This window comes from Pantoea eucalypti (genome assembly GCF_009646115.1).
GTDB lineage: Bacteria > Pseudomonadota > Gammaproteobacteria > Enterobacterales > Enterobacteriaceae > Pantoea > Pantoea eucalypti.
In genome coordinates this window covers 2490489-2509877 of the sequence record NZ_CP045720.1, presented here as the reverse complement: position 1 = coordinate 2509877, position 19389 = coordinate 2490489, and the positions used below count along the sequence as shown (strand labels likewise).

The window sequence follows — 19389 nt, the reverse complement described above, 5'->3', positions numbered from 1 at the left end:
CCTGCCCGCCATCCCAATACAGGAGGGCGGGCCTGGGTTTAGCGCGCCATCCTGCGCACCTCGCCATCTTCATTTTCCACCGCAACCAGATCCACCGGAGGCAGATTGCCGCCGCTGAACTCCACCTGACGAATCGGGAAGGCGAAGCGGATGTTACGCGCTTCAAGAGCCGCCATCAGCTGCAGGTTAATTTCCTGCTGAATATCCATGTATTTGTTGTAATCCGCATCCAGCACAAAATAGACCACTTCAAAGGTCAGCTTTGAGTCTTCAAAGGCCAGGAAGTGGGCGCGGTCAAAACGGGTCGTCTCAATGTCCTGGATGATCTCTTTAACCAGCGGGCTGATCGCCCGAACCTGATCAGAGGGCGTGGCATAGCTGATACCAAACTTAAAGACGATGCGGCGCTGCTGCATGCGTTTGTAGTTATGGATGGTCTGCTGCAACAGAATAGTGTTTGAGCAAACAATCTGCTCACCGCTCAGGCTGCGCAGACGCGTGGTTTTCAGGCCAATATGTTCAATAGTGCCCGCAATATCACCAAACACAATAAAGTCGCCGTGCTCAAACGGCTTGTCAAAGCCTATCGCCAGCGACGCAAACACATCACTCAGCACGGTCTGAATTGCCAGCGCAATCGCGATACCGCCAACGCCAAGGCTGGCAACCAGTGCTGTAATGTTGATGCCGATGTTCGACAGAATGGCAAGGAACATCATGATCCAGACCACCACCCGCAGCAGAATGCCCAGGATCACCGTCGTCACCGGATTACGCACATGAATCGGATCGCGCAGCAGGCTTTTCAGCCACAGCCGGATGCCGCAGTCTATCCATAGCGCGAGCTGCACAATCAGCGCCAGGAACCAGCCGTGCGCAATGGTCACGCTCCATGAAGCAGGCAGGTCGACAAACTTCAGGGCAATCAGCAGCGAAAAGATCAGCAGCAGTGTCTGGCTGGTGCTGCGCAATATCTCCACCAGAATCGCAGTGGCGCGGACGTGACGATGTTCGCTATAGAGGGCAATCCGGTTGGAGATAAAGCGAATCAGGGTACGTAATACCCAGTAAATCACCAGGGTAGAGACGATAACGATAGCGCTGTTGAGCCAGAGTTCCTGATTAAAAAAGAGGGCGTGAAAACGACGTGAAGAGAGCCAGTTTTCCATTGGGGAGGGTCTCCTTGCTGGGTTCCGGTTTAAAAGAAAACAAGCAGGAAGCATAGCCTGGATGCGGCCCACCTGCGTGGCGCATCCATAAAGCAGTTACTGGAATCGGGTCGATTTATCGCGCGCCAGGCGCTCAAGGGCAAAGATAATCTGCTGAAGCTGTCGCTCCTGTGCCGGATTCAGCGTGGCAAAACGAAAGCTCAGGCGGGGTGTAATCAGGGTTTCATTTTTGCGGTTCACGACACAGCGTTCGCCAATACTCAACAGCTTCACCGGCACTTCAAAAATGCCATATTCGCCCAGCTCAACCCGGAACTGATTGAAGCTGTCGCCATTCTGCAAGCCTTCCGGCAGCGGTTCATCCACCAGCACACCGATACCGCCCAGAGAGAGATCCTGTAATCGCAGACGCGTTTTACTGCCATCCGGCCACAGGGTGTGGCACCAGAACTGCGGCTCCATCGGTGCGCAGACCCGAAAAAATTCCCGTCGCTGAATCTGCCACAGCAGGTCCGGCAGCGGTGAGCTGAAAGCGGGTAAGCCTTCAAACTCAATTTTTTCCAGTGAGGTGAGGCTGAACTCCACTTTTGCACCAAAGGTTTCAGCGGTGATACTGAGATCATCGCTGGTTAGTGCGTACTCGTTATCCAGGTTATTACTGCCGAGGTCAAACACCACGCGATCTTTATCGGCAGTCAGCATCCGGCTGATAAACTGCCCGCGCGGGAAGCGCACCAGTAAGGGCGTCTGCAATCGCAGCAAATCTTTCATAACGCCCAGAACCGCCAGCGTGCCACGTTTTAAATATTGTTCCTGGTCGGCTTCTTTCACGTCCTGCTCCACAAGGGGTTACTGTATTTACACTCTTTTTTTGCCTCGTCACGGTTATCGGCGCGGCTGGAAAAAGCTTTAATTTGCTCGTCATCAATAATAACTGTGAGCGGACGAGCAATTTTCGAAATGCTGGCTATACTTATCGCGGTAAACCGCTTGATAAATCAGGCGTTCACGATTTAATCATAAAAAGGAAGGAGCAACAGATGGGTATTATTTCCTGGATCGTCTTTGGCTTGATCGCGGGTATTCTGGCGAAGTGGATTATGCCGGGTAAAGACGGTGGCGGTTTCATTCTGACTGTTGTACTGGGTATTATCGGTGCAGTAGTGGGTGGCTGGATCAGTACGCTGTTTGGCTTCGGCCGCGTCGATGGGTTTAACTTCGGCAGTTTTGTGGTCGCAGTGATCGGTGCCATCGTGGTGCTGTTCGTGTACCGCAAAGTACGCAGTTAACCGTAACAGTTTTAACAGAAAAGGGGACGAAGCGATTCGTCCCCTTTTTTTATCTTTTACTCTGCTATCAGAAGTCGTAACCGACAGTCGCCATCACGCTGCGCTCCGCGCCCCAGTAGCAATAGCCTGTGCCGTAACAGCCCGCTACATAGGTGCGGTCGGTCAGGTTATTGGCATTGACCTGAACCCATGCGCCTTTCAGGCTGCTGTTCCAGACACCCAGATCGGCCCGCACTGATGCATCAAACAGCGTCACCGACGGCACGCGCGTGGTATTTTCATTGTCCGCCCACTGTTTGCCGATGTAACGCACGCCCGCGCCCGCACTCAGACCGTAATCAAACTGATAGTGACCCCAGAGTGCAGCCATGCTGTTAGGGGTGACATACGGCGTATGGCCGCTGTTGCCATCCACCGAATCTTTGAAGCGCAGATGGTTCAGCGTATAGCTCGCCACGGTGCTCAGACGCGGGGTTAACTGATTACGTGCTTCCAGCTCAATACCCTGTGAATGGACTTTGCCCGATGGCGTAAAGGTGCCGTCTTTAACATTACGGTTTGCCACATCCTTCTGCGTCAGGTCATAAACCGCCATGCTGTAAAGATCGCGGGTGCCCACCGGCTGATATTTCACCCCGGCTTCATACTGCTCTGAGGTGGTCGGCTTCAGCAGGTTATTGTTGGGATCGGTAAGCGCAGTCGGGGTAATCGCCTGGCTCCAGCTGACATAAGGCGAAATGCCGTTGTCGAAAGCATAGAGCAGCGCCGCGCGTCCGCTAATGTGATCATCCTGACGACGATCGCTGCCGCTGTTTTGTGCGACGATGCGATCGTAACGGCCGGAGAGATCGAGATGCCAGCGATCCAGCTTCATCTCATCCTGCAGATAGAGGCCGGTCTGGTAGTAACGGCGGGTGCTATCTGCCCAGGTCTGCTCAGGCATATCGCCCACCTGATCGCCGGTCACGGCATTCAGCTGGTTAGCCGGACCGCCAGCCTCACTGATCTCATTTTTGTAACGATGATATTCGGCACCCAGCGTGACGCGGTGCTCCAGTTCGCCGGTGTTGAACTCCGCCTGTAAGCGGTTATCCGTGGACCAGGCGGAGAGTGACGAGCGCTCGCCAGAGTAGTAGCGATTCAGCAGATCGGGATTATTTTCATCCCAGCCAATCTGATAAACCTGATCGAGATCGACATTCGAGTGGCTGTAACTGCCGGTTGATGAGAACGACCAGACGTCGTTAAAGCGATGGGCGAAATCGAAGCTGTAGATCTGCTCGTGGCGTTTGAACTGATCAAGATCGCTGTTGCCCTCATAGAAGCCGTTGCTCAACTTATAGCCGTTGTGTTCGGTAAGGCTGCCGTCACCCGGCACGGAACCGTGATAACCGCCTGACGGATCTTTTTGCAGGTAGGCTTTCAGAATCAGATGGGTATCTTCATCAGGTTGCCACATCAGCTGCGGCATCAGCGCATATTTCTCTTCACGGGTATGATCGTACTGGGTATCGCTGTTGCGGGTTACGCCGGTCAGGCGAAACGCCCACTGGTCATTAATGGCATTGGTGTAGTCAAACATCGTGCCGGTGGTCGCGTTGCTGCCCGCCTGCACTTGAATGTGACCCTCCTCCGCGAACTGAGGACGTTTAGTCACCATGTTCACCAGTCCGCCCGGCACTGTCTGGCCATAGAGCGCGGAAGAGGGGCCTTTGATCACATCGATGCGTTCCAGGAAAGCATTATCCACCTGCAATATGTTGAAACTGCCGCCGTCACTCATCAGCCGCATCCCGTCGAGGAAGGTGTTATCGACATCGCCACCGTGGAAGCCGCGCAGGGCAATGGTGTCGTAACGGGTAGCGGCCCCGCCGAAGTTAGTAAAGACGCCTGAGCTGTAACCCAGCGCCTGATTCAGGGTCAGTGCGCCCTGATCCTGCATCTGCTGACGGGTGACTACGGATATTGATTGCGGCGTGGTGATCAATGGACGATCGCTCTTGGTTGCGCCCTGGCTGGTGGTCGCCAGATAGCCCTGGGTGGGCGTGGTCGAATCCTCCAGCGGTTGGGCAGTCACAACCATATCAGCAGCAAAACTCAGAGCAGGCGCAGTCAGCGCCAGGGTGCAGAGGTGAACATAACCTTTCAGCGACAATGACAGTTTCATCAAAATTCCTTTCTTGGCAAAGGGTCAGGCGGGTGAATAAAATTATTGATAGGCAATCTCATTATCATAATGAGAACTATTACCTTTTGTAAATTTGCTGCAATTTTGCCTGTAGATGAAAGAAGGTCAAGTAAAATTCGCTGAAAGGGAGTGCGGATACCTCCGGCGGGGCCAGAGGTATCCAGAGTGACTTAGTTTTGTGAGGCAGACGCCTGAGGAATATCGTGGGCGCTGTTACAGGTTTTATCTTTCGGGCAATACTTATCGAGCAGTTTCAGCGTGACGCCGTTTGTCCAGCCGAAGCCGTCCTGCAGCGGATATTCACCGCCACCGCCGCCGCCAAGATTTTTGCCGTCAACGACATATTTTTCTACCAGTTTATGCTCACGGTCATAGGTGTTCTGGACGTTTTGCAGGAAGCGTAAGCCGACCTCTTTTGCGAGTTTCGGCTGGTTATAGTGCTCAAGACCTTCCACGGCAACCCACTGCAGCGGGGCCCAGCCATTCGGTGCGTCCCACTGCTGACCGTTGTTTACGGTGGTAGTTACCAGACCACCAGGCTTCAGCAGCTGTTTTTCTACCGCGCTGGCGGTGCTTTCAGCCTGCCTGTCACTGGCTACCTGAAGATAGAGCGGGAACAGGGCAGCAGCCGTTAACTGCGGATGGACCTGTTTTTTCTGCCAGTCATAGTCGGCGTACCAGTTCTGTTTGCTGTCCCACAGATAGCGGTTGATTGCTGCCTGACGCTTCTCTGCGCGATCGGCAAACTGCTTTGCCAGATCGCTCTGCTTATTCATCTGGTAGCCTTTTGACAGCGTCTGCTCCAGGTGGAACATCAGGCTGTTAAGGTCAACGGGCGCCAGCTGTGTGGTGCGGATTGTCGACAGATTATGCGCATCGGTGAACCAGCGGGAACTGAAATCCCAGCCCGACGCGGCACCGGAACGCAGCTCGCGGTAGAGCTCGGCTTTATTGCGCTGCGGCGCTTTCTGCGCGGTGGCAATATCATCCATCCAGGATTCAGTACGTGGCACGTCGCGCGCATCCCAGTAGCGATTGAGCAACGTACCATCCGCCAGTTTAATCACCCGCTTGCTGGCGGCACCGGCCGCGACTTTATCGCTGTCGGCCATCCAGTAGTCATACTCTTTCTGCAATTGCGGCAGGTAGCGGGTATAGGCTTTGCCGTCATCATGCGTGGCCAGCAACTCGACCATCATGCTGAAGAACGGTGGCTGTGAACGGCTAAGGTAGTAGCTGCGGTTGCCGTTGGGAATGTGGCCATAGCGGTCAAGCAGCGAGGCGAAGTTATCCGTCATATCCTGGACTTTATCCCAGTGTCCGCTCTCGGCCAGCCCCAGCATGGTGAAGTAGCTGTCCCAGTAATAAACTTCGCGGAAACGCCCGCCAGGCACCACGTAGGGTTTTGGCAATGGCAGCAGCGAGTCGTACTGACCCACGCTGCTGGTGGTGCGGGTCAGTACTGGCCACAGGCCATCAATGTGCTCACGCAGGTTTTGTCCCGCGGGCGGGACATATTTGTCGCCCGCAGCGGGCAACGTAAAGTTGGTATCCACAAAACGTTTCAGGTCGAAATTGCGCTGTTTCTTCTGCATCTGCCAGTCGGCAAGAATCGAGGCGGGATCGAATTTCGGTACGGCATCAGCAAAGGTCTTTTGATCGGGATAGAACTTCGCCTGTTGCACGGCGTTAAACAGCGGCCCTAAACGAACGTCCGGCGGCTGCGGCTGATTGTTCAGCATGCGGCTGTTATCGTCGGCATGGGTGGTGAAAGCGGGAACGCTCAGCAGCAACGTGAGCAGAAAGGGCGCATAACGCTGACGCCGTGGGTTGGCGTTTACCTCAATTTTTGTCATCGGTTTTTCTCCTTGTCCGAAATGCGGCCGCGCGTAACGCATTGACCACAGGACCAACTTTAGACCTTATCTGTCTATTTAACCCTGACGCGAGCCGGAAATGTGAAGCCACGGGAATTATTTTTATGGAAAAAACCGCTTTTTCACGCCGGTTTTTTCTTGCTCTCACCCCACTTTTCCCCGACGCTGAAAGAAAAAAGGAGAGCAGGATGGAGATCATCTGGTATCACCCGTCGCAGTCTGCAGCGGCCTGGATTAACGGTTTACAACAACGCCTGCCTCAGGCGCGGGTTCGCGCCTGGCAGCCAGGCGACAACGGTCCGGCTGATTATGCGCTGGTCCGCTCCCCGCCCGCAGAGATGCTGCAGGGACGCGCCACACTGCGCGGCGTTTTTGCACTGGGCGCAGGTGTTGACGAAATTCTTAAGCAGCTGCAGCAGCATCCTGAGATGCTGCCCGACAGCGTGCCGCTGTACCGGCTGGAAGATACCGGGATGGCGCGTCAGATGCAGGAGTACGCGGTGCATAGCGTGCTGAGCTGGTTCCGTCGTTTTGACGACTACCGTCTTCAGCAGCAGCAACAGTGCTGGCAGCCGCTGCCCGCTTACACGCGTGAAGCGTTTACCATCGGCATCCTGGGCGCCGGCGTACTGGGACAAAGCGTGGCGGAGAGCCTGAAACCCTGGGGATTTCCGCTGCGTGTCTGGAGCCGCTCACCGAAAAAAATTGATGGCGTAACCAGCTTTGCCGGACGCGATGCGTTGCCTGCGTTTCTGCAGGAGACGCGGGTGATCATCAACCTGCTGCCGAGCACACACGAGACAATCAATCTCATCGATCAGCACTTTTTACAGCAGCTGCCGCACGGCGCGTTCTTCCTTAACATCGCACGCGGCGCGCAGGTGGTGGAAGAGGATCTGCTGGCTGCGCTCAACAGCGGTCAGCTGAAAGCGGCAGCACTGGATGTCTTTCAGGTGGAACCGCTGCCCGAAGCACATCCGCTATGGTCCCATCCGCGTGTCACGATCACACCCCATAATGCGGCGGTAACCTTAATCGACGAAGCTATCGACTACATCGCCCGTGCCATCAATCAGGATCAGGCAGGCGAGCCGCCGCAGGGCAGGGTGGATCGTCAGCGCGGCTATTAATGAAACGGCCCCGTCAGGGGCATTCAGCAGGAGAAGAGGATGTATCCGGTAGATCTGCATATGCACACCATCGCCAGCACGCATGCTTACAGCACGCTGCATGACTACGTGACTCAGGCGAAGCAAACCGGCCTGAAACTGTTTGCCATCACCGATCACGGCCCTGACATGGCCGACGCGCCGCACTACTGGCACTTTATTAATATGCGCGTCTGGCCGCGTGTCATTGACGGCGTAGGGATTCTGCGCGGCATCGAAGCCAATATTAAAAACCAGCAGGGCGAGATCGACTGTTCCGGCCCGATGCTCGATGCGCTGGATTTGATCGTCGCCGGTTTTCACGAGCCAGTTTATGCGCCGCGCGACAGAAAACATCACACTGACGCGATGATCGCCGCCATGGCAGGTGGGCTGGTTCATATCATCAGCCATCCGGGCAACCCGAAATTCCCGGTCGATATTCCGGCGATCGCCGAGGCCGCAGCGCACTATGACGTGGCGCTGGAGCTGAATAACTCCTCCTTTACGCACTCGCGTCCAGGCAGTGAACCGAACTGCCGGGCTATCGCCGCCGCCGTGCGTGATGCCGGAGGACGGCTGGCATTTGGCTCCGATTCCCACACGGCGTTTACGCTCGGAAATTTTGAACACTGCCTGCGAATTGCCCGCGAGGTGGATTTTCCCGAGGATCGGGTGTTAAATGTCACGCCGCGTCGCCTGCTCGACTTTCTGGAAATGCGTAGCGGCAAATCTATTGCTGAACTGGCTGACTTTTAATTTATTACTTCGGGGACTACATGCCGCCAGACTTTCTGCACCAGGTGTAAGCTGTGGGTCTGAAATATCTTATTTGCGGTTGAGTTCCCGAGTTGAACCGACTGTAAAAGGTACATATATAGCTAATGGTACAGTCGGGGATGACCTTAAGTTGCGAAACGAACGTGAAAACGAATGGTTTTATCAGGTGGTCAAATCATTAATCAGCAATGCAGAACCATTACGCAGATTAGTCACTACCGTAATTACCGAGTTTTACTGGAAACTTGATGCTCAAGGTAAGGAGGCTGTTCGCAATCAATTGGCCTATGGAGCCGGAAAGATAGGAGGCGATCAGGATCTGGATTATATCAGTAGCCACCCTCAGACCTTTCAAAGGATCAGTAATGAAATTTGTAAAAAGGCTGGGTAAACTTTCGGCACATGTAATTGAAGGGACGATTACAGTCGTGATGAGCTTCGTTGCTCTCGCTTCACTCTTTGTGTTCGATAGCCTGGCGTTGAAACTATGCTGTTTCTTCGGGGCTGTATTACTGGGATATGGGGCCGCTTACTTTCTGGGTAAAGTCAGAGGTGAGCATAAGGTATGAAAGTTACAGTAAATTCTCTCATCGACTCTTTTATATTACGGACAGCAAAGATTGAGACTATGTGCTTTACCAACGCGGCAGGAACATGTAATCGATACGCTGAACATGATGAAGTTTCTGAATTTATGCAGCAATATCATTATTGAAATTGAGGGGTATGCCTGTTCATGAAGATCAGGTTTTAAAATTTAATGGAAGATATTTTGATAAAATGAAAAAAATTATTCGCTGGTTTTACGCCTGGGTGAGTCAATCTTTCTTTGGGCTGATACCACCAGTTGTGGGTGTGGTTGGCGCTATTTTATTTATAAACGTTTTTCCTGACTATGGTTTGCTGTTCGCTTTACTGTGGTTTGTCTTAATCATCTATATTAGCGTAAAATATTTTCGTTTTTATTAGTAAGAAATTTTCTCTGCTGAACTGGCCGTTTTTTAAGATATTTTAGACATTTTGACTTTTTGCCTGGCTGAGATTGTTGAGTTTAAGATTGGGTTTCTGAAACAATAGACCAGCGACGTTGTTAAGACCATTGAAGTCGATGGACGGCTGGCATTTGGCTCTGGTTTCCCTACTGTTTCCAGGGCTCGGTCCTCTCTACAAGCACCTGCGCATTGCCCGCGAGGTGGATTTTCCTGAGGATCGGGTGTTAAATGTCACGCCGCGTCGCCTGCTCGACTTTCTGGAAATGCGTAGCGGCAAATCTATTGCTGAACTGGCTGACTTTTAATTTATTTTGCCTCAAGGAAATCTGACTCATGAATGAGTTTTCCATTCTGTGCCGTGTGATTGGCTCACTGTTTAATCGTCAGCCGCAGGACCCGCTGCTGGTGCCGCTGTTCACACTGCTGCGTGAAGGCAAACTGCAGTCGCAGTGGCCGCTGGAGCAGGATGAGCTGCTGACGCGTCTGCAACAGAACAGCGATCCGCAGGCGCTGGCTGCTGATTACAATACGCTGTTCGTTGGCAGCGAATGTAATGTCCCGCCTTACGCGTCACAGTGGCCCGAAGGCAAAGCTGAAGCGGACGTGCGTGCATTTCTGACCTCACGCGGAATGCCGCTGAGCGATGCGCCTGCTGACCATTTTGGTGTACTGCTGCTGGCCGCGTCATGGCTGGAAGATCAGTCCGCGGAAGATGAGAGCGCAGCGCAACTGGCGCTGTTTGAAGAGTATCTGCTGCCGTGGTGCGGTACGTTCCTGGGTAAAGTGGAAGCGCACGCGACCACTGCGTTCTACCGCACCCTCGCGATGCTGAGCCGCGAAGCGATTCAGGCGATGTACAACGAATTGCTGGATAGCAGCGAAGAAACGCCCGACGCCTGATTCACCAGGTCGCCGGGTGCGTACCCGGCGCGGAGCCAGATGTCGCGAACATCTGCGGGGTGCCGGGGAGCCAGGCTGCTGCCCGCAGCCTTACCCCCAATCCCCACGGCGTTAATTCGTAACAGGGCAGGTTATCTTTAACCTGTGGCTCAATGCCAGCGCCTGCGCACTGCCCGAGTGGGTGCTGCTGCAATAGCCATGCGGTGCGCGCCAGTGACAGCCGAACCTGGCTGCCGTGACCATCTGTAACGCGTCGCCTCAATCCCTCCAGCACCGCCGCCGCCAGCAGATAGCCAGTGGCATGATCCAGTGCCTGAACTGGCAGCGGAACCGGTTTGTCGCTCTGCTGCCACTGCATACCCCGTTCAGCAATGCCACATCCCATCTGCACCAGACTGTCAAACCCCCGGCGGTTGCGCCACGGTCCCTGCCAGCCCCACGCATTAAGCCCGGCAAGGACAAGGCCAGGTGAGAGCGCCTGAAGGGTCTCTGCGTCAAACCCAAGCCGTTCAAGCGCATCCGCCCGATAGCCATGCACCAGCACGTCTGCCTCGCGCAGCAGGCGGATAAACTGCTCGCGATCGGCAGTCTGAGTCAGGTTGAGCACCGCACGGCGCTTGCCACAGCTCAGCTCCTCATCCAGTGTCGGCTCCTGCCAGCCCGGCGGATCGATGCGCAGCACGCTGGCCCCCAGGCTGGCAAGAAATCGGGTAGCGACCGGCCCGGCAATAATCCGCGTCAGATCCAGAACTTTTATACCCATTAACGGACGTGCCTCGGCCATCGGCCAGTCGGGCAGAGGAGCCGGCTGGGTGGTCTGCCAGCTAAACAGCGGCTCGCGCTGCACTGCCTGACCCTGCGGGTGCTGCTGCCAGGCAGCGGCGCTTCGCATCTCTGCGGCACAGCCACCGGCATCAATAATCGCCTGCTCCAGTTCGCTGGCCTGCCACTGCTGGACCTGCATCGCCAGCGCCGCGCGATCGGCGTGCGCGCCCAGCACCTGCTCCATCGCCAGCCGGTGATGTGCGGCATTGGTATGCAGGCGGATCCAGCCATCGCGGCTGCGATAGTCACCGGCAAACGCATCCCACATCGCGGGTGCAGCACGGTTCAGCGGATAAAAACTCTGCTGAAACCAGCGCGATGCCAGGCGCACATTAACGGCGACGGGCGGAGAGCAATAGTCAGGGCGGGAGGCGGCGATGAGCGCGGCGGTGGCCTGAGTTGCCAGACCAATGCTGGTGGCCGCCAGTTCACTGACGGCAAAAGCAGAAGAGAAGGTGGCGCGATCAACGAAAGCGGGAAGAGGCAAGGCGTCGGCGTCGCCCCGCAATCCCTGCTGCATCTGCTGCCACAAAGAAGCGGCAAGCTTTAAGTCCATGTTGTGCTCCCTGAGAAAGGTCATTTCTCAAGCATAGCACGCCGGATTAACGCCGCCGCAGGCGCGGGAAGCGGGCATGCATCCGCAGGTTACGCAGGTTAATCACCGCGATGGCCGTGCCGAGGATCACCAGTGAAGCACCGATAATCTTAAAGCTGTTCAGGCTGTCACCGAGTACCACAATCCCCATCAGCACGGATAAAACCGGCGTCAGCAGCGAGTAGGGCATGATCAGATTGACGTTATATTTCTTTAGCAGCATATACCACAGCGTATACGCCACAATCGATGAGGCGATGGCGCTGTAGAGAATCGCGAACCAGCCGTGCCAGCCTGCATGCTGCAGGGCATAGAGCTGGTTCGACTCCATCACAAAGCTGGACGCGCCTGTGATTGGAATCGCCAGAAACGCAATCCATCCGGTCATGGTTAAGGGCTTTATCGGCGGTGACTTCTTCACAATCAGATTACTGACGGCCCAGCCGGTGGCGCTGCACAGCAGCAGACAAAGCACCCACCAGGACGGAATCGTCGGGCTGCCGGAGAGCACGACCACGCCGCTCAGCGAGATCATAATGCCCATCAACTGCACCAGCTTCAGCTTCTCTTTCAACACCACCATTGCCAGCAGCATCGCAATGGGCGTACCTAACTGCACCACAATCGCACCGGTGCCGGCATCGGTGTAGCGCAGGCCCACAAACAGCAGCGAGAAGTGCATAAAGCCGAACGTAAACGCCAGCAGCAACAGCCAGGGCAACTGCTGACGGTTAATCCGACAAAACGGCACCAGCACGATGGCCACGACCACAAATCTCATAAACGTCAGAAACAGAGGCGGCAGCTCCAGCAGGCCCCATTTCACGGCAACGTTGTTGAAGGCCCAGATTGAAACCACCATCAGAATCAGAAAAAAATGCCGCACAGCCACGATAATATCCTTTTGATGATTTTTGCTTAGCCCGCTAATGATGGCACGAACTGCGGCATTCCAGCCAATCGCAGCAACAAATTTTCTGCAATTGCCGCGCAGCCGCTGAGACTTTTGCGTGCGATGCTGGCAGACTGATTTGAAACGACTTCTTAAGGAACCGATTCGGTATGACACCTGTGTCCGCGTTACCCCTTGCGTTAATTCAGCTTGAAGTCCCACCCGCAAACGTCGTCTCAGAGATTGGTGAACAGCCACGCTGGTTTATTGATGCGCTGGATTTGCAACCTGATGCGTACCTGATTGTCCGGCCCCATCTGGGCGAGGCATTACCCGATTTCGATCAGATATCCGGGGCGATCCTCAGCGGTTCCTGGGCGATGGTCACCGATCACGCTGAGTGGAGCGAACGCAGTGCCGCATGGATTCGGGCAGCGATTGATCATGATCTGCCGCTGCTGGGCGTCTGCTATGGTCATCAGCTGATGGCCTATGCGCTGGGCGGCGAAGTGGCAGATAACCCCAATGGATGGGAGCGTGGTCTGTTACCGATTCGCTGCTCAGCTCAGGCGCAGCGCGATCCGCTGCTGCAAAACCTGCCACAGGATTTCAGCGTCTGGCTATCGCATCGTCAGTCGGTTATCAGCGCGCCGCCTCAGGCGCAGGTGCTGGCCGCGTCTGCACGCGATGGCTGCCAGATTGTGCGCTATACACCGCAGGCGCTCTCAGTGCAGTTTCATCCCGAATTTTCACGGCACATCATGAACGTCTGTACGCCGCAGGGCTGCGCAGAGGATGGGGCAAACGAGATTGAAGGGAAAGACTGGGCGCGCGAGTTGCTGGTGACGTTCTGGCAACAGACGCGCCCGGCAATGGGGCGTGCTCAGGGCGCGTAGTGACGCGTACAGCGATAGACCCAGGCGGGTGGCACGTTTTTCAGCACCCGCTGGCGCTCCCAGGTGAAGTAGCGCGACAAGTCAGGCTGGGTCAGCGAGGTGTACTGGAACTGTACAAACACGCCCTTGGGGCCGAGGGCGTTATAAACCGCGCGCAGAATGGCTTCACGCAGCTCAGGCGGAAGTGACAGCAGCGGCAGGCCAGAGAAAATCACGTCATATTCCCCGCTCAGGTACTCCGCAGAACAGGTCCGTACTGTCATGCGTGGATCATCCATCGCAACAAGTTTGTCTGCCAGCGTGTTACTGATCTCAAAAGCATCCAGCGTGGCATCAGGTGACATCTGCTCCAGTATCCAGCGCGTCAGCACCCCATCACCCGCGCCGAGTTCGGCAACACGTAATGTTTCAGGCCATTCGACTGATGCGATCATGGCGCGGCACAACGCCTCAGATGAGGGCGTAATGCTGCCCATCTTGCGTGGGTTGCGGATAAACTGATGCACGAAATTGGCTTTAGCGCGCATCAGGGTAATAGCTGAAGCCAGCATGTTCATCTCCAGAATGAATTTGTCCTCAGGTTGACCCTCTTTGTGCCGCAGAAGTTTCTCTTTGAACAGCCGTTTGGGTAAAAGTCGGAATTATCTAAAGACGAAGCGGAAACGCCTATTCCTTCGGGGCGGTCACAGTTTCCGGATAACAGACCTGACAGGCTCTCAATGATGCTTCATGTTAATAATAAGTTTCATCATTGTTACATCAGTCACCTGTCAGGAGAATGACCATGCGTTACGCCGCCCCCGGAGAACAGGGTTCTCTGATCACATTACAAAAGAATTATGGCAACTTCATTAATGGTGAATTCGTCGCGCCGGTGAACGGCAACTACTTCACCAATACTTCGCCAGTGAACGGCTCTGCGGCCGGTGAATTTCCCCGCTCAGATGCCGCCGATGTTGATAACGCCGTCGCCGCTGCGGCTGCGGCGGCTGACGCCTGGGGAAAGACATCGCCACAACAACGTTCTCTGCTGTTACTGAAGATCGCCGATCGGCTGGAACAGCATCTGGAGACCATGGCGGTCTATGAAACCTGGGACAATGGGAAACCGGTACGCGAAACGCTGGCGGCGGATATGCCGCTGGCGGTCGATCACTTCCGCTACTTTGCCGGTTGTGTGCGGGCGCAGGAAGGCAGTGCGGCAGAGATTGATGAGTTCACCGCTGCCTACCATTTCCACGAGCCGCTGGGCGTGGTGGCGCAAATTATCCCCTGGAACTTCCCGTTGTTAATGGCGGCCTGGAAACTGGCGCCGGCGCTGGGCGCAGGTAACTGCGTTGTACTCAAACCGGCAGAACAGACGCCGCTGTCGATCACCGTTTTTGTCGATCTGATTAAAGACCTGCTGCCGCCAGGCGTGCTGAACGTGGTGCACGGCTTTGGTAAAGAGGCAGGCGAAGCGCTGGCTTCTCACTCCGGCATTGCTAAGGTGGCCTTTACCGGCTCTACCGCGACCGGGGGTCACATTCTGGAACTGGCAGCGAAAAGCCTGATTCCCTCAACGGTCGAACTGGGGGGCAAATCACCCAACATCTTCTTTGAAGACATCATGCAGGCGGAAGAGAGCTTTATTGAGAAAGCCGCTGAAGGCGTGGTGCTGGGCTTCCTGAATCAGGGCGAAATCTGTACCTGTCCGTCACGTGCACTGGTGCAGGAGTCCATCTACGAACCGTTTATGGCCGCCGTAATGAAGCGGGTAAAAACCATTAAACGGGGCGATCCGCTGGACACCGAGACCATGGTCGGCGCGCAGGCGTCACAGCAGCAGTTTGATAAAATTCTCTCTTACCTTGAGGTTGCCCGTCAGGAGGGAGCTGAAGTGCTGGTGGGTGGGGGTGTTGAGAAGCTGGATGATGAACTTAACAGCGGTTACTACATTCAGCCCACCCTGCTGAAAGGCAACAACAGCATGCGGGTTTTCCAGGAGGAGATCTTTGGACCGGTGATCGGCATCACCACTTTTAAGGATGAGGCGGAAGCGGTCAGCATCGCTAACGACTCTATTTATGGGCTGGGTGCGGGCGTCTGGACGCGAGATATCAACCGTGCTTATCGGGTGGGCAGGGCGATTAAAGCCGGTCGCGTCTGGACTAACTGCTACCATCTCTATCCGGCACACGCCGCGTTTGGTGGGTATAAAAAATCGGGTATTGGTCGCGAGACGCACAAAATGATGCTGGACCACTATCAGCAGACCAAAAACCTGCTGGTCAGTTACAGCATCGAGCCGCTGGGCTTCTTCTGATCGACCTCACCAAATAATTTTTCCGTTTGTTACCGTTAAACCACGCTGAGGCGTGGTTTTTTTATGTCCCGATTTTGTAACCTGCTGACACACTTAAACTTATCAGCGGTCAGATTTTTGTAAAGAACACTTAATCAGTCCTGGCTGCGCACAGAGTGTGGCCGTGTAGCGTTTCGCTTATCTGCCTTAATTCCTTTCCCTTCTTCACTCACGGCAACGCTGTCATTCAATCAATTAACTCATTGATAAATTGTCTCTTTACAGATAAATCCTGCCGCTTTAACGGCACTTCAGTGAAGGATGCCTTTTCTCACCACGCTTCCGTCACCCGCAATCAGCGCCACTTTTTACATGAGTTACTTTAATGATGCTTCAGGGGTGAAAACACTAATTTGTAAAAATACTTTATATTTTTGCATGTTGTTAAGATTTGTCCTAAGTGGGTGCTTAAAAGCTCGACATATTTGGCTTAACTTATTTAGTTAATTATTTCTTAAGTAAATTCTAATGAAATAGGCCCGTTGAAATTTTGTCAATCTTCTGTAAACTCGCAGCTTATATTTACACATGGATCGTAATTTCGGACCCACGGGCAGGGACTACCTGGCTCGTGCGGTAGCTATGAAATTTTATAATGATAATAAATACATGAAATTTAAGCATTTAATTCATGTGTTAACAGGAGTGTTAAGTCATTTTATTTCGTAAGCGAATAGCGTTATGTATGTAAATCGTATTCAGTTTGTCGGTTTTACGACCAGGGATGGCATTAGTAAAACTTGGGTTTTGCCTGCCTGCTAAAATTTGCCGGGAAAAAATTGATCATGTTTCTGATCGTTTATTGCCAGGTCAGATTCTTCTCCATTCCCGCTCATACCTTCGCTGATGGTTTTTCATACTTAACTTTAACTGATCGTTTTTTGTAAGGTTACGCAACAGTTTTGCGCCGTTCGTTTAAGAATGATCATTCTGAATGGCCCTGATTGCGCTTCTTTCAAGCCCTGTTTCTAAATTTTCAACACTCACAACCGGCCTTTGGCCTCTCTCCAGGATATGAATGGAACACAACATGAAAAAAATGGCGAAGCTCCACATTGCACTAGGCCTGATGTTTGTTTTCTCTCTCGCGGGTTGTAAAACACCGCCGAAAATGACCGATGACACACTGGTCACCAGCACGGTGGACGGCGTAGCACTCAGCCACCGTTATGCCGTAAAACCCCCCGCGCAGTTCAGCCCGATTAACGAGACTTACCGCGCGCTCTATCCTGGCTCGGTGATGAGCCAGCCAGGCTACGGTGGCAAGGTGGTGGAGACGCTGAAAACCGGTGAAAGCTATACCGTGATTGGTCAGGTGGAGAACAACTGGCTGGCGCTGGGTGAACCGGCCCAGGCTGCAGAAGCGAAACCGGATAGCGGCACGGCTACCGTGAAAGATGCACCGCAATCTGCCACGCCGCAGGCGACAGTTACGTTGACGGGCTATGTGCCGTTTCGCGCCGTGGTGAAAAGCGATCTCTACGATCAGACAGTTAAAGCCGATCAGCCTAAACGTCGTGCGCGCAGTAGCAGCAAGAAGAAAACCTGTGTCGCGGTGAATGGTGACAGCACTGCCTGTCAGAACAGCACCAACGGAACCTGGATCATTAACTAATCGCAAAAAGCAGGGAGGGCTTGATGATGAGAACAACTCAACTGCGTGGTGGGCTGATAGTGCTGCTGGCGTTGCTGCTGGCGGCCTGTAGCAGCAGTAAGCAGCCTGTGGCTTATTACAACCTGGACGTGCAAGGACAGAATCAGCTCAATGGCGGTGCGCCGCTGAAAGTCCGGGTGTTGTTACTGAGCTCCGATGCGGAGTTCATGTCAGCAGACTTCTTCTCCCTGCAAAACCAGTCCGCCACCGTACTGGGCAGCGCACAACTCAATACCCAGCAGTTCTTCCTGACACCCGAGCAGCGCAGTAAAACGCTGCGCATCAAGAGCCTGCCGGAGACACGCTTCATCGGCATCATGGCGGAATATCAGGCGCTGGACGGCAAAGTCTGGCGCCTGTCGCTGCCGGTGCCTGAAGATGCGTCGCCCTCATTCTGGGCGTTCTGGAAACGTAACGATGGCGAGCTGAATGCGCGCATTGTGGCGGGGATTAATGGCCTTCGCGTGGAAAAACAGTGATGCCTATGAACAGAGCCGAAAAAGTGGTCTGGACCGAGGGGATGTTCCTGCGTCCCCATCATTTCCAGCAGTCAGAAAATTATCTTCTCAGCACCCTGCGTGAGTGGGGCCAGTCACAGCGCGCTTATACCTGGGGCTTTTACGATCTGGAGTTTGATGAAGCGTTGCTGCGTCAGGGAAAACTGGCGCTGAGCGCCGCCAGCGGCTGCCTGCCGGATGGCACATTTTTCTCCTTCAGCCAGCCACAGCATGGCCCGGCACCGCTGGACCTTCCGGCCTCTGTTGACCGCAGCAAGGTCGTGCTGGCGATACCGGCCCGACGCAATGGCCGCGAAGCCGTCGCTTTTCAGGAGTCGCAGGACTCTCTGGCGCGCTACCTTGCCTGGGAAGCGGACGTGGAAGATGACAACGCACAGGCCGTGGGCAGCGCCACAGTGCAATTCGGCAAGCTGCGCCTGCGTCTGATGCTGGAGCAGGATCTCACCGCCGAGTGGACTGCGATGGGCGTGGCGCAGGTGATTGAAAAACGCAGCGACAATCACATCCGGCTCGACAGCGACTACATCCCGCCGATGCTGGGCCTGAACAGCAGTCGTCCACTGCAAAACATGTTTAACGACCTGTACGGGCTGATCCAGCAGCGCAGTCAGCAACTGAGTCAGCGAGCGCCGGGCACCGGCCGCTTCAACAGCGCTGATATGGTCGATTTTATGCTGCTGGCGCTGCTCAATCGTCAGCTTGGCCTGCACAGCCATCTGCAACATCTGCCGTTACTGCATCCTGAAACGCTCTATAGCCACTGGCTGCAACTGGCGGCGGAACTCAGCACCTGGACGCCCGCCCGCGCACCTGATGCGCTGCCGCTTTATGACCATGACGATCTTCACAGCTGCTTTAGCCGTCTGTCGCTGCTGTTGCGGCAGGGACTGTCGCAGGTCATGGAAGAGAGCGCGATTCAGCTGCCGCTGACCCAGCGCTCGCACGGCCTTAACGTCGCCACTGTACCGGAAAGCAGCATGGTGCATGAGTTTGGCTTTGTGCTGGCAGTAAAAGCCAGCGTGCCGGCTGATACCCTAAAAACCCATTTCCCGGCGCAGATGAAAGTCGCGCCGGTCAGTAAAATCCGCGATCTGGTGCAGCTGCAACTACCGGGCCTGGCACTTCGGGCGATGCCTGGCGCGCCGCCGCAGATCCCGTGGCATGCCGGATACAGCTATTTCGAACTGGATAAGAACAGCGAGCTATGGAAAGAGATGGAGCGCTCGGGCGCTTTTGCGCTGCATCTTGCCGGTGAGTTTCCGGGCCTGAACATGGAGTTCTGGGCCATCCGCAGTCAGTCAGAATAATAAACTGAGCACGCA

At 54.7% G+C, this 19389-nt stretch carries 18 protein-coding genes and 1 pseudogene; 12 read left to right on the top strand and 7 right to left on the bottom strand.

Annotation, left to right across the window (positions count from 1 at the left end):
• Positions 1-38: 38 nt before the first annotated feature.
• Positions 39-1169, bottom strand: a complete 1131-nt coding sequence (locus tag EE896_RS11630; protein ID WP_008925964.1) for a mechanosensitive ion channel family protein — start codon at positions 1167-1169, stop codon at positions 39-41.
• Between the two features lie 96 nt (positions 1170-1265).
• Positions 1266-2000 (bottom strand): flagellar brake protein, encoded by a 735-nt coding sequence (locus tag EE896_RS11625; protein ID WP_008925965.1) that lies wholly within the window; start codon positions 1998-2000, stop codon positions 1266-1268.
• A 209-nt stretch (positions 2001-2209) separates the two neighbouring features.
• Here EE896_RS11625 and EE896_RS11620 point away from each other — a divergent pair, with 209 nt between their 5' ends.
• Positions 2210-2458 carry a GlsB/YeaQ/YmgE family stress response membrane protein gene (locus EE896_RS11620; RefSeq protein WP_003851381.1) on the top strand — a complete coding sequence of 83 codons (249 nt, stop codon included), beginning with the start codon at positions 2210-2212 and terminating at the stop codon, positions 2456-2458.
• A gap of 67 nt (positions 2459-2525) precedes the next feature.
• Here EE896_RS11620 and EE896_RS11615 read toward each other — a convergent pair whose 3' ends face one another.
• Positions 2526-4625 (bottom strand): TonB-dependent siderophore receptor, encoded by a 2100-nt coding sequence (locus tag EE896_RS11615; RefSeq protein ID WP_039661054.1) that lies wholly within the window; start codon positions 4623-4625, stop codon positions 2526-2528.
• A gap of 191 nt (positions 4626-4816) precedes the next feature.
• A complete protein-coding gene (gene treA, locus EE896_RS11610; protein ID WP_039661055.1) occupies positions 4817-6502 on the bottom strand; it encodes an alpha,alpha-trehalase TreA in 1686 nt (561 codons plus the stop codon).
• Between the two features lie 209 nt (positions 6503-6711).
• On the opposite strand from treA, the gene ghrA reads away from it, so the two are divergent.
• The 6 genes and pseudogenes from ghrA (at position 6712) to EE896_RS11575 (ending at position 10343) form a co-directional block, all read left to right on the top strand.
• Positions 6712-7653, top strand: a complete 942-nt coding sequence (gene ghrA, locus EE896_RS11605) for a glyoxylate/hydroxypyruvate reductase GhrA (protein ID WP_003851376.1) — start codon at positions 6712-6714, stop codon at positions 7651-7653.
• 39 nt (positions 7654-7692) lie between these two features.
• Complete coding sequence (locus EE896_RS11600; RefSeq protein ID WP_136197786.1) at positions 7693-8430, top strand: phosphatase; 738 nt, start codon at positions 7693-7695, stop codon at positions 8428-8430.
• A complete protein-coding gene (locus tag EE896_RS11595) occupies positions 8408-8842 on the top strand; it encodes a hypothetical protein (protein ID WP_140916470.1) in 435 nt (144 codons plus the stop codon). Before EE896_RS11600 ends, EE896_RS11595 begins: the two co-directional genes overlap by 23 nt.
• A gap of 335 nt (positions 8843-9177) precedes the next feature.
• Positions 9178-9420: a hypothetical protein gene (locus EE896_RS11585; protein WP_225613730.1), complete on the top strand. Its 243-nt coding sequence runs from the start codon at positions 9178-9180 to the stop codon at positions 9418-9420.
• 141 nt (positions 9421-9561) lie between these two features.
• Positions 9562-9748, top strand: a pseudogene (locus EE896_RS11580) (phosphatase); the annotation flags it as partial.
• Positions 9749-9776: 28 nt separating this feature from the next.
• A complete protein-coding gene (locus tag EE896_RS11575; RefSeq protein ID WP_140916472.1) occupies positions 9777-10343 on the top strand; it encodes a TorD/DmsD family molecular chaperone in 567 nt (188 codons plus the stop codon).
• Between the two features lies 1 nt (position 10344).
• Here EE896_RS11575 and EE896_RS11570 read toward each other — a convergent pair whose 3' ends face one another.
• Both EE896_RS11570 and EE896_RS11565 read right to left on the bottom strand, forming a co-directional pair.
• Positions 10345-11724: a CoA transferase gene (locus EE896_RS11570; protein ID WP_140916473.1), complete on the bottom strand. Its 1380-nt coding sequence runs from the start codon at positions 11722-11724 to the stop codon at positions 10345-10347.
• Between the two features lie 46 nt (positions 11725-11770).
• Positions 11771-12655 (bottom strand): DMT family transporter, encoded by an 885-nt coding sequence (locus EE896_RS11565; RefSeq protein WP_003853334.1) that lies wholly within the window; start codon positions 12653-12655, stop codon positions 11771-11773.
• Positions 12656-12825: 170 nt separating this feature from the next.
• Here EE896_RS11565 and EE896_RS11560 point away from each other — a divergent pair, with 170 nt between their 5' ends.
• On the top strand, positions 12826-13551 hold the full coding sequence (locus EE896_RS11560; RefSeq protein ID WP_110411546.1) for a glutamine amidotransferase: 726 nt from the start codon (positions 12826-12828) through the stop codon (positions 13549-13551).
• On the opposite strand, the gene EE896_RS11555 is transcribed toward EE896_RS11560, so the two are convergent.
• Complete coding sequence (locus EE896_RS11555) at positions 13539-14102, bottom strand: class I SAM-dependent methyltransferase (RefSeq protein WP_110411545.1); 564 nt, start codon at positions 14100-14102, stop codon at positions 13539-13541. The two genes, EE896_RS11560 and EE896_RS11555, sit on opposite strands and share 13 nt — an antisense overlap.
• Before the next feature lie 233 nt (positions 14103-14335).
• On the opposite strand from EE896_RS11555, the gene exaC reads away from it, so the two are divergent.
• The 4 genes from exaC (at position 14336) to tssK (ending at position 19374) form a co-directional block, all read left to right on the top strand.
• Positions 14336-15856 (top strand): acetaldehyde dehydrogenase ExaC, encoded by a 1521-nt coding sequence (exaC, locus tag EE896_RS11550; RefSeq protein WP_003853329.1) that lies wholly within the window; start codon positions 14336-14338, stop codon positions 15854-15856.
• A gap of 1057 nt (positions 15857-16913) precedes the next feature.
• Positions 16914-17510: a hypothetical protein gene (locus tag EE896_RS11545; protein ID WP_003853326.1), complete on the top strand. Its 597-nt coding sequence runs from the start codon at positions 16914-16916 to the stop codon at positions 17508-17510.
• Positions 17511-17533: 23 nt separating this feature from the next.
• Positions 17534-18028: a type VI secretion system lipoprotein TssJ gene (gene tssJ, locus EE896_RS11540; RefSeq protein WP_003853323.1), complete on the top strand. Its 495-nt coding sequence runs from the start codon at positions 17534-17536 to the stop codon at positions 18026-18028.
• A gap of 5 nt (positions 18029-18033) precedes the next feature.
• Entirely contained in the window at positions 18034-19374 is a 1341-nt protein-coding gene (gene tssK / locus EE896_RS11535; protein ID WP_039661097.1) for a type VI secretion system baseplate subunit TssK, read from the top strand.
• Positions 19375-19389: the final 15 nt, after the last annotated feature.

Bases quoted from the DNA above. Each gene is read 5' to 3' on its own strand.
- EE896_RS11630 (WP_008925964.1), bottom strand. From the start codon at position 1,169: ATGGAAAACTGGCTCTCTTCACGTCGTTTTCACGCCCTCTTTTTTAAT.
- EE896_RS11620 (WP_003851381.1), top strand. From the start codon at position 2,210: ATGGGTATTATTTCCTGGATCGTCTTTGGCTTGATCGCGGGTATTCTG.
- EE896_RS11615 (WP_039661054.1), bottom strand. From the start codon at position 4,625: ATGAAACTGTCATTGTCGCTGAAAGGTTATGTTCACCTCTGCACCCTG.
- treA (WP_039661055.1), bottom strand. From the start codon at position 6,502: ATGACAAAAATTGAGGTAAACGCCAACCCACGGCGTCAGCGTTATGCG.
- ghrA (WP_003851376.1), top strand. From the start codon at position 6,712: ATGGAGATCATCTGGTATCACCCGTCGCAGTCTGCAGCGGCCTGGATT.
- EE896_RS11600 (WP_136197786.1), top strand. From the start codon at position 7,693: ATGTATCCGGTAGATCTGCATATGCACACCATCGCCAGCACGCATGCT.
- EE896_RS11585 (WP_225613730.1), top strand. From the start codon at position 9,178: ATGCCTGTTCATGAAGATCAGGTTTTAAAATTTAATGGAAGATATTTT.
- EE896_RS11575 (WP_140916472.1), top strand. From the start codon at position 9,777: ATGAATGAGTTTTCCATTCTGTGCCGTGTGATTGGCTCACTGTTTAAT.
- EE896_RS11570 (WP_140916473.1), bottom strand. From the start codon at position 11,724: ATGGACTTAAAGCTTGCCGCTTCTTTGTGGCAGCAGATGCAGCAGGGA.
- EE896_RS11560 (WP_110411546.1), top strand. From the start codon at position 12,826: ATGACACCTGTGTCCGCGTTACCCCTTGCGTTAATTCAGCTTGAAGTC.
- EE896_RS11555 (WP_110411545.1), bottom strand. From the start codon at position 14,102: ATGCTGGCTTCAGCTATTACCCTGATGCGCGCTAAAGCCAATTTCGTG.
- exaC (WP_003853329.1), top strand. From the start codon at position 14,336: ATGCGTTACGCCGCCCCCGGAGAACAGGGTTCTCTGATCACATTACAA.
- EE896_RS11545 (WP_003853326.1), top strand. From the start codon at position 16,914: ATGGAACACAACATGAAAAAAATGGCGAAGCTCCACATTGCACTAGGC.
- tssJ (WP_003853323.1), top strand. From the start codon at position 17,534: ATGATGAGAACAACTCAACTGCGTGGTGGGCTGATAGTGCTGCTGGCG.
- tssK (WP_039661097.1), top strand. From the start codon at position 18,034: ATGAACAGAGCCGAAAAAGTGGTCTGGACCGAGGGGATGTTCCTGCGT.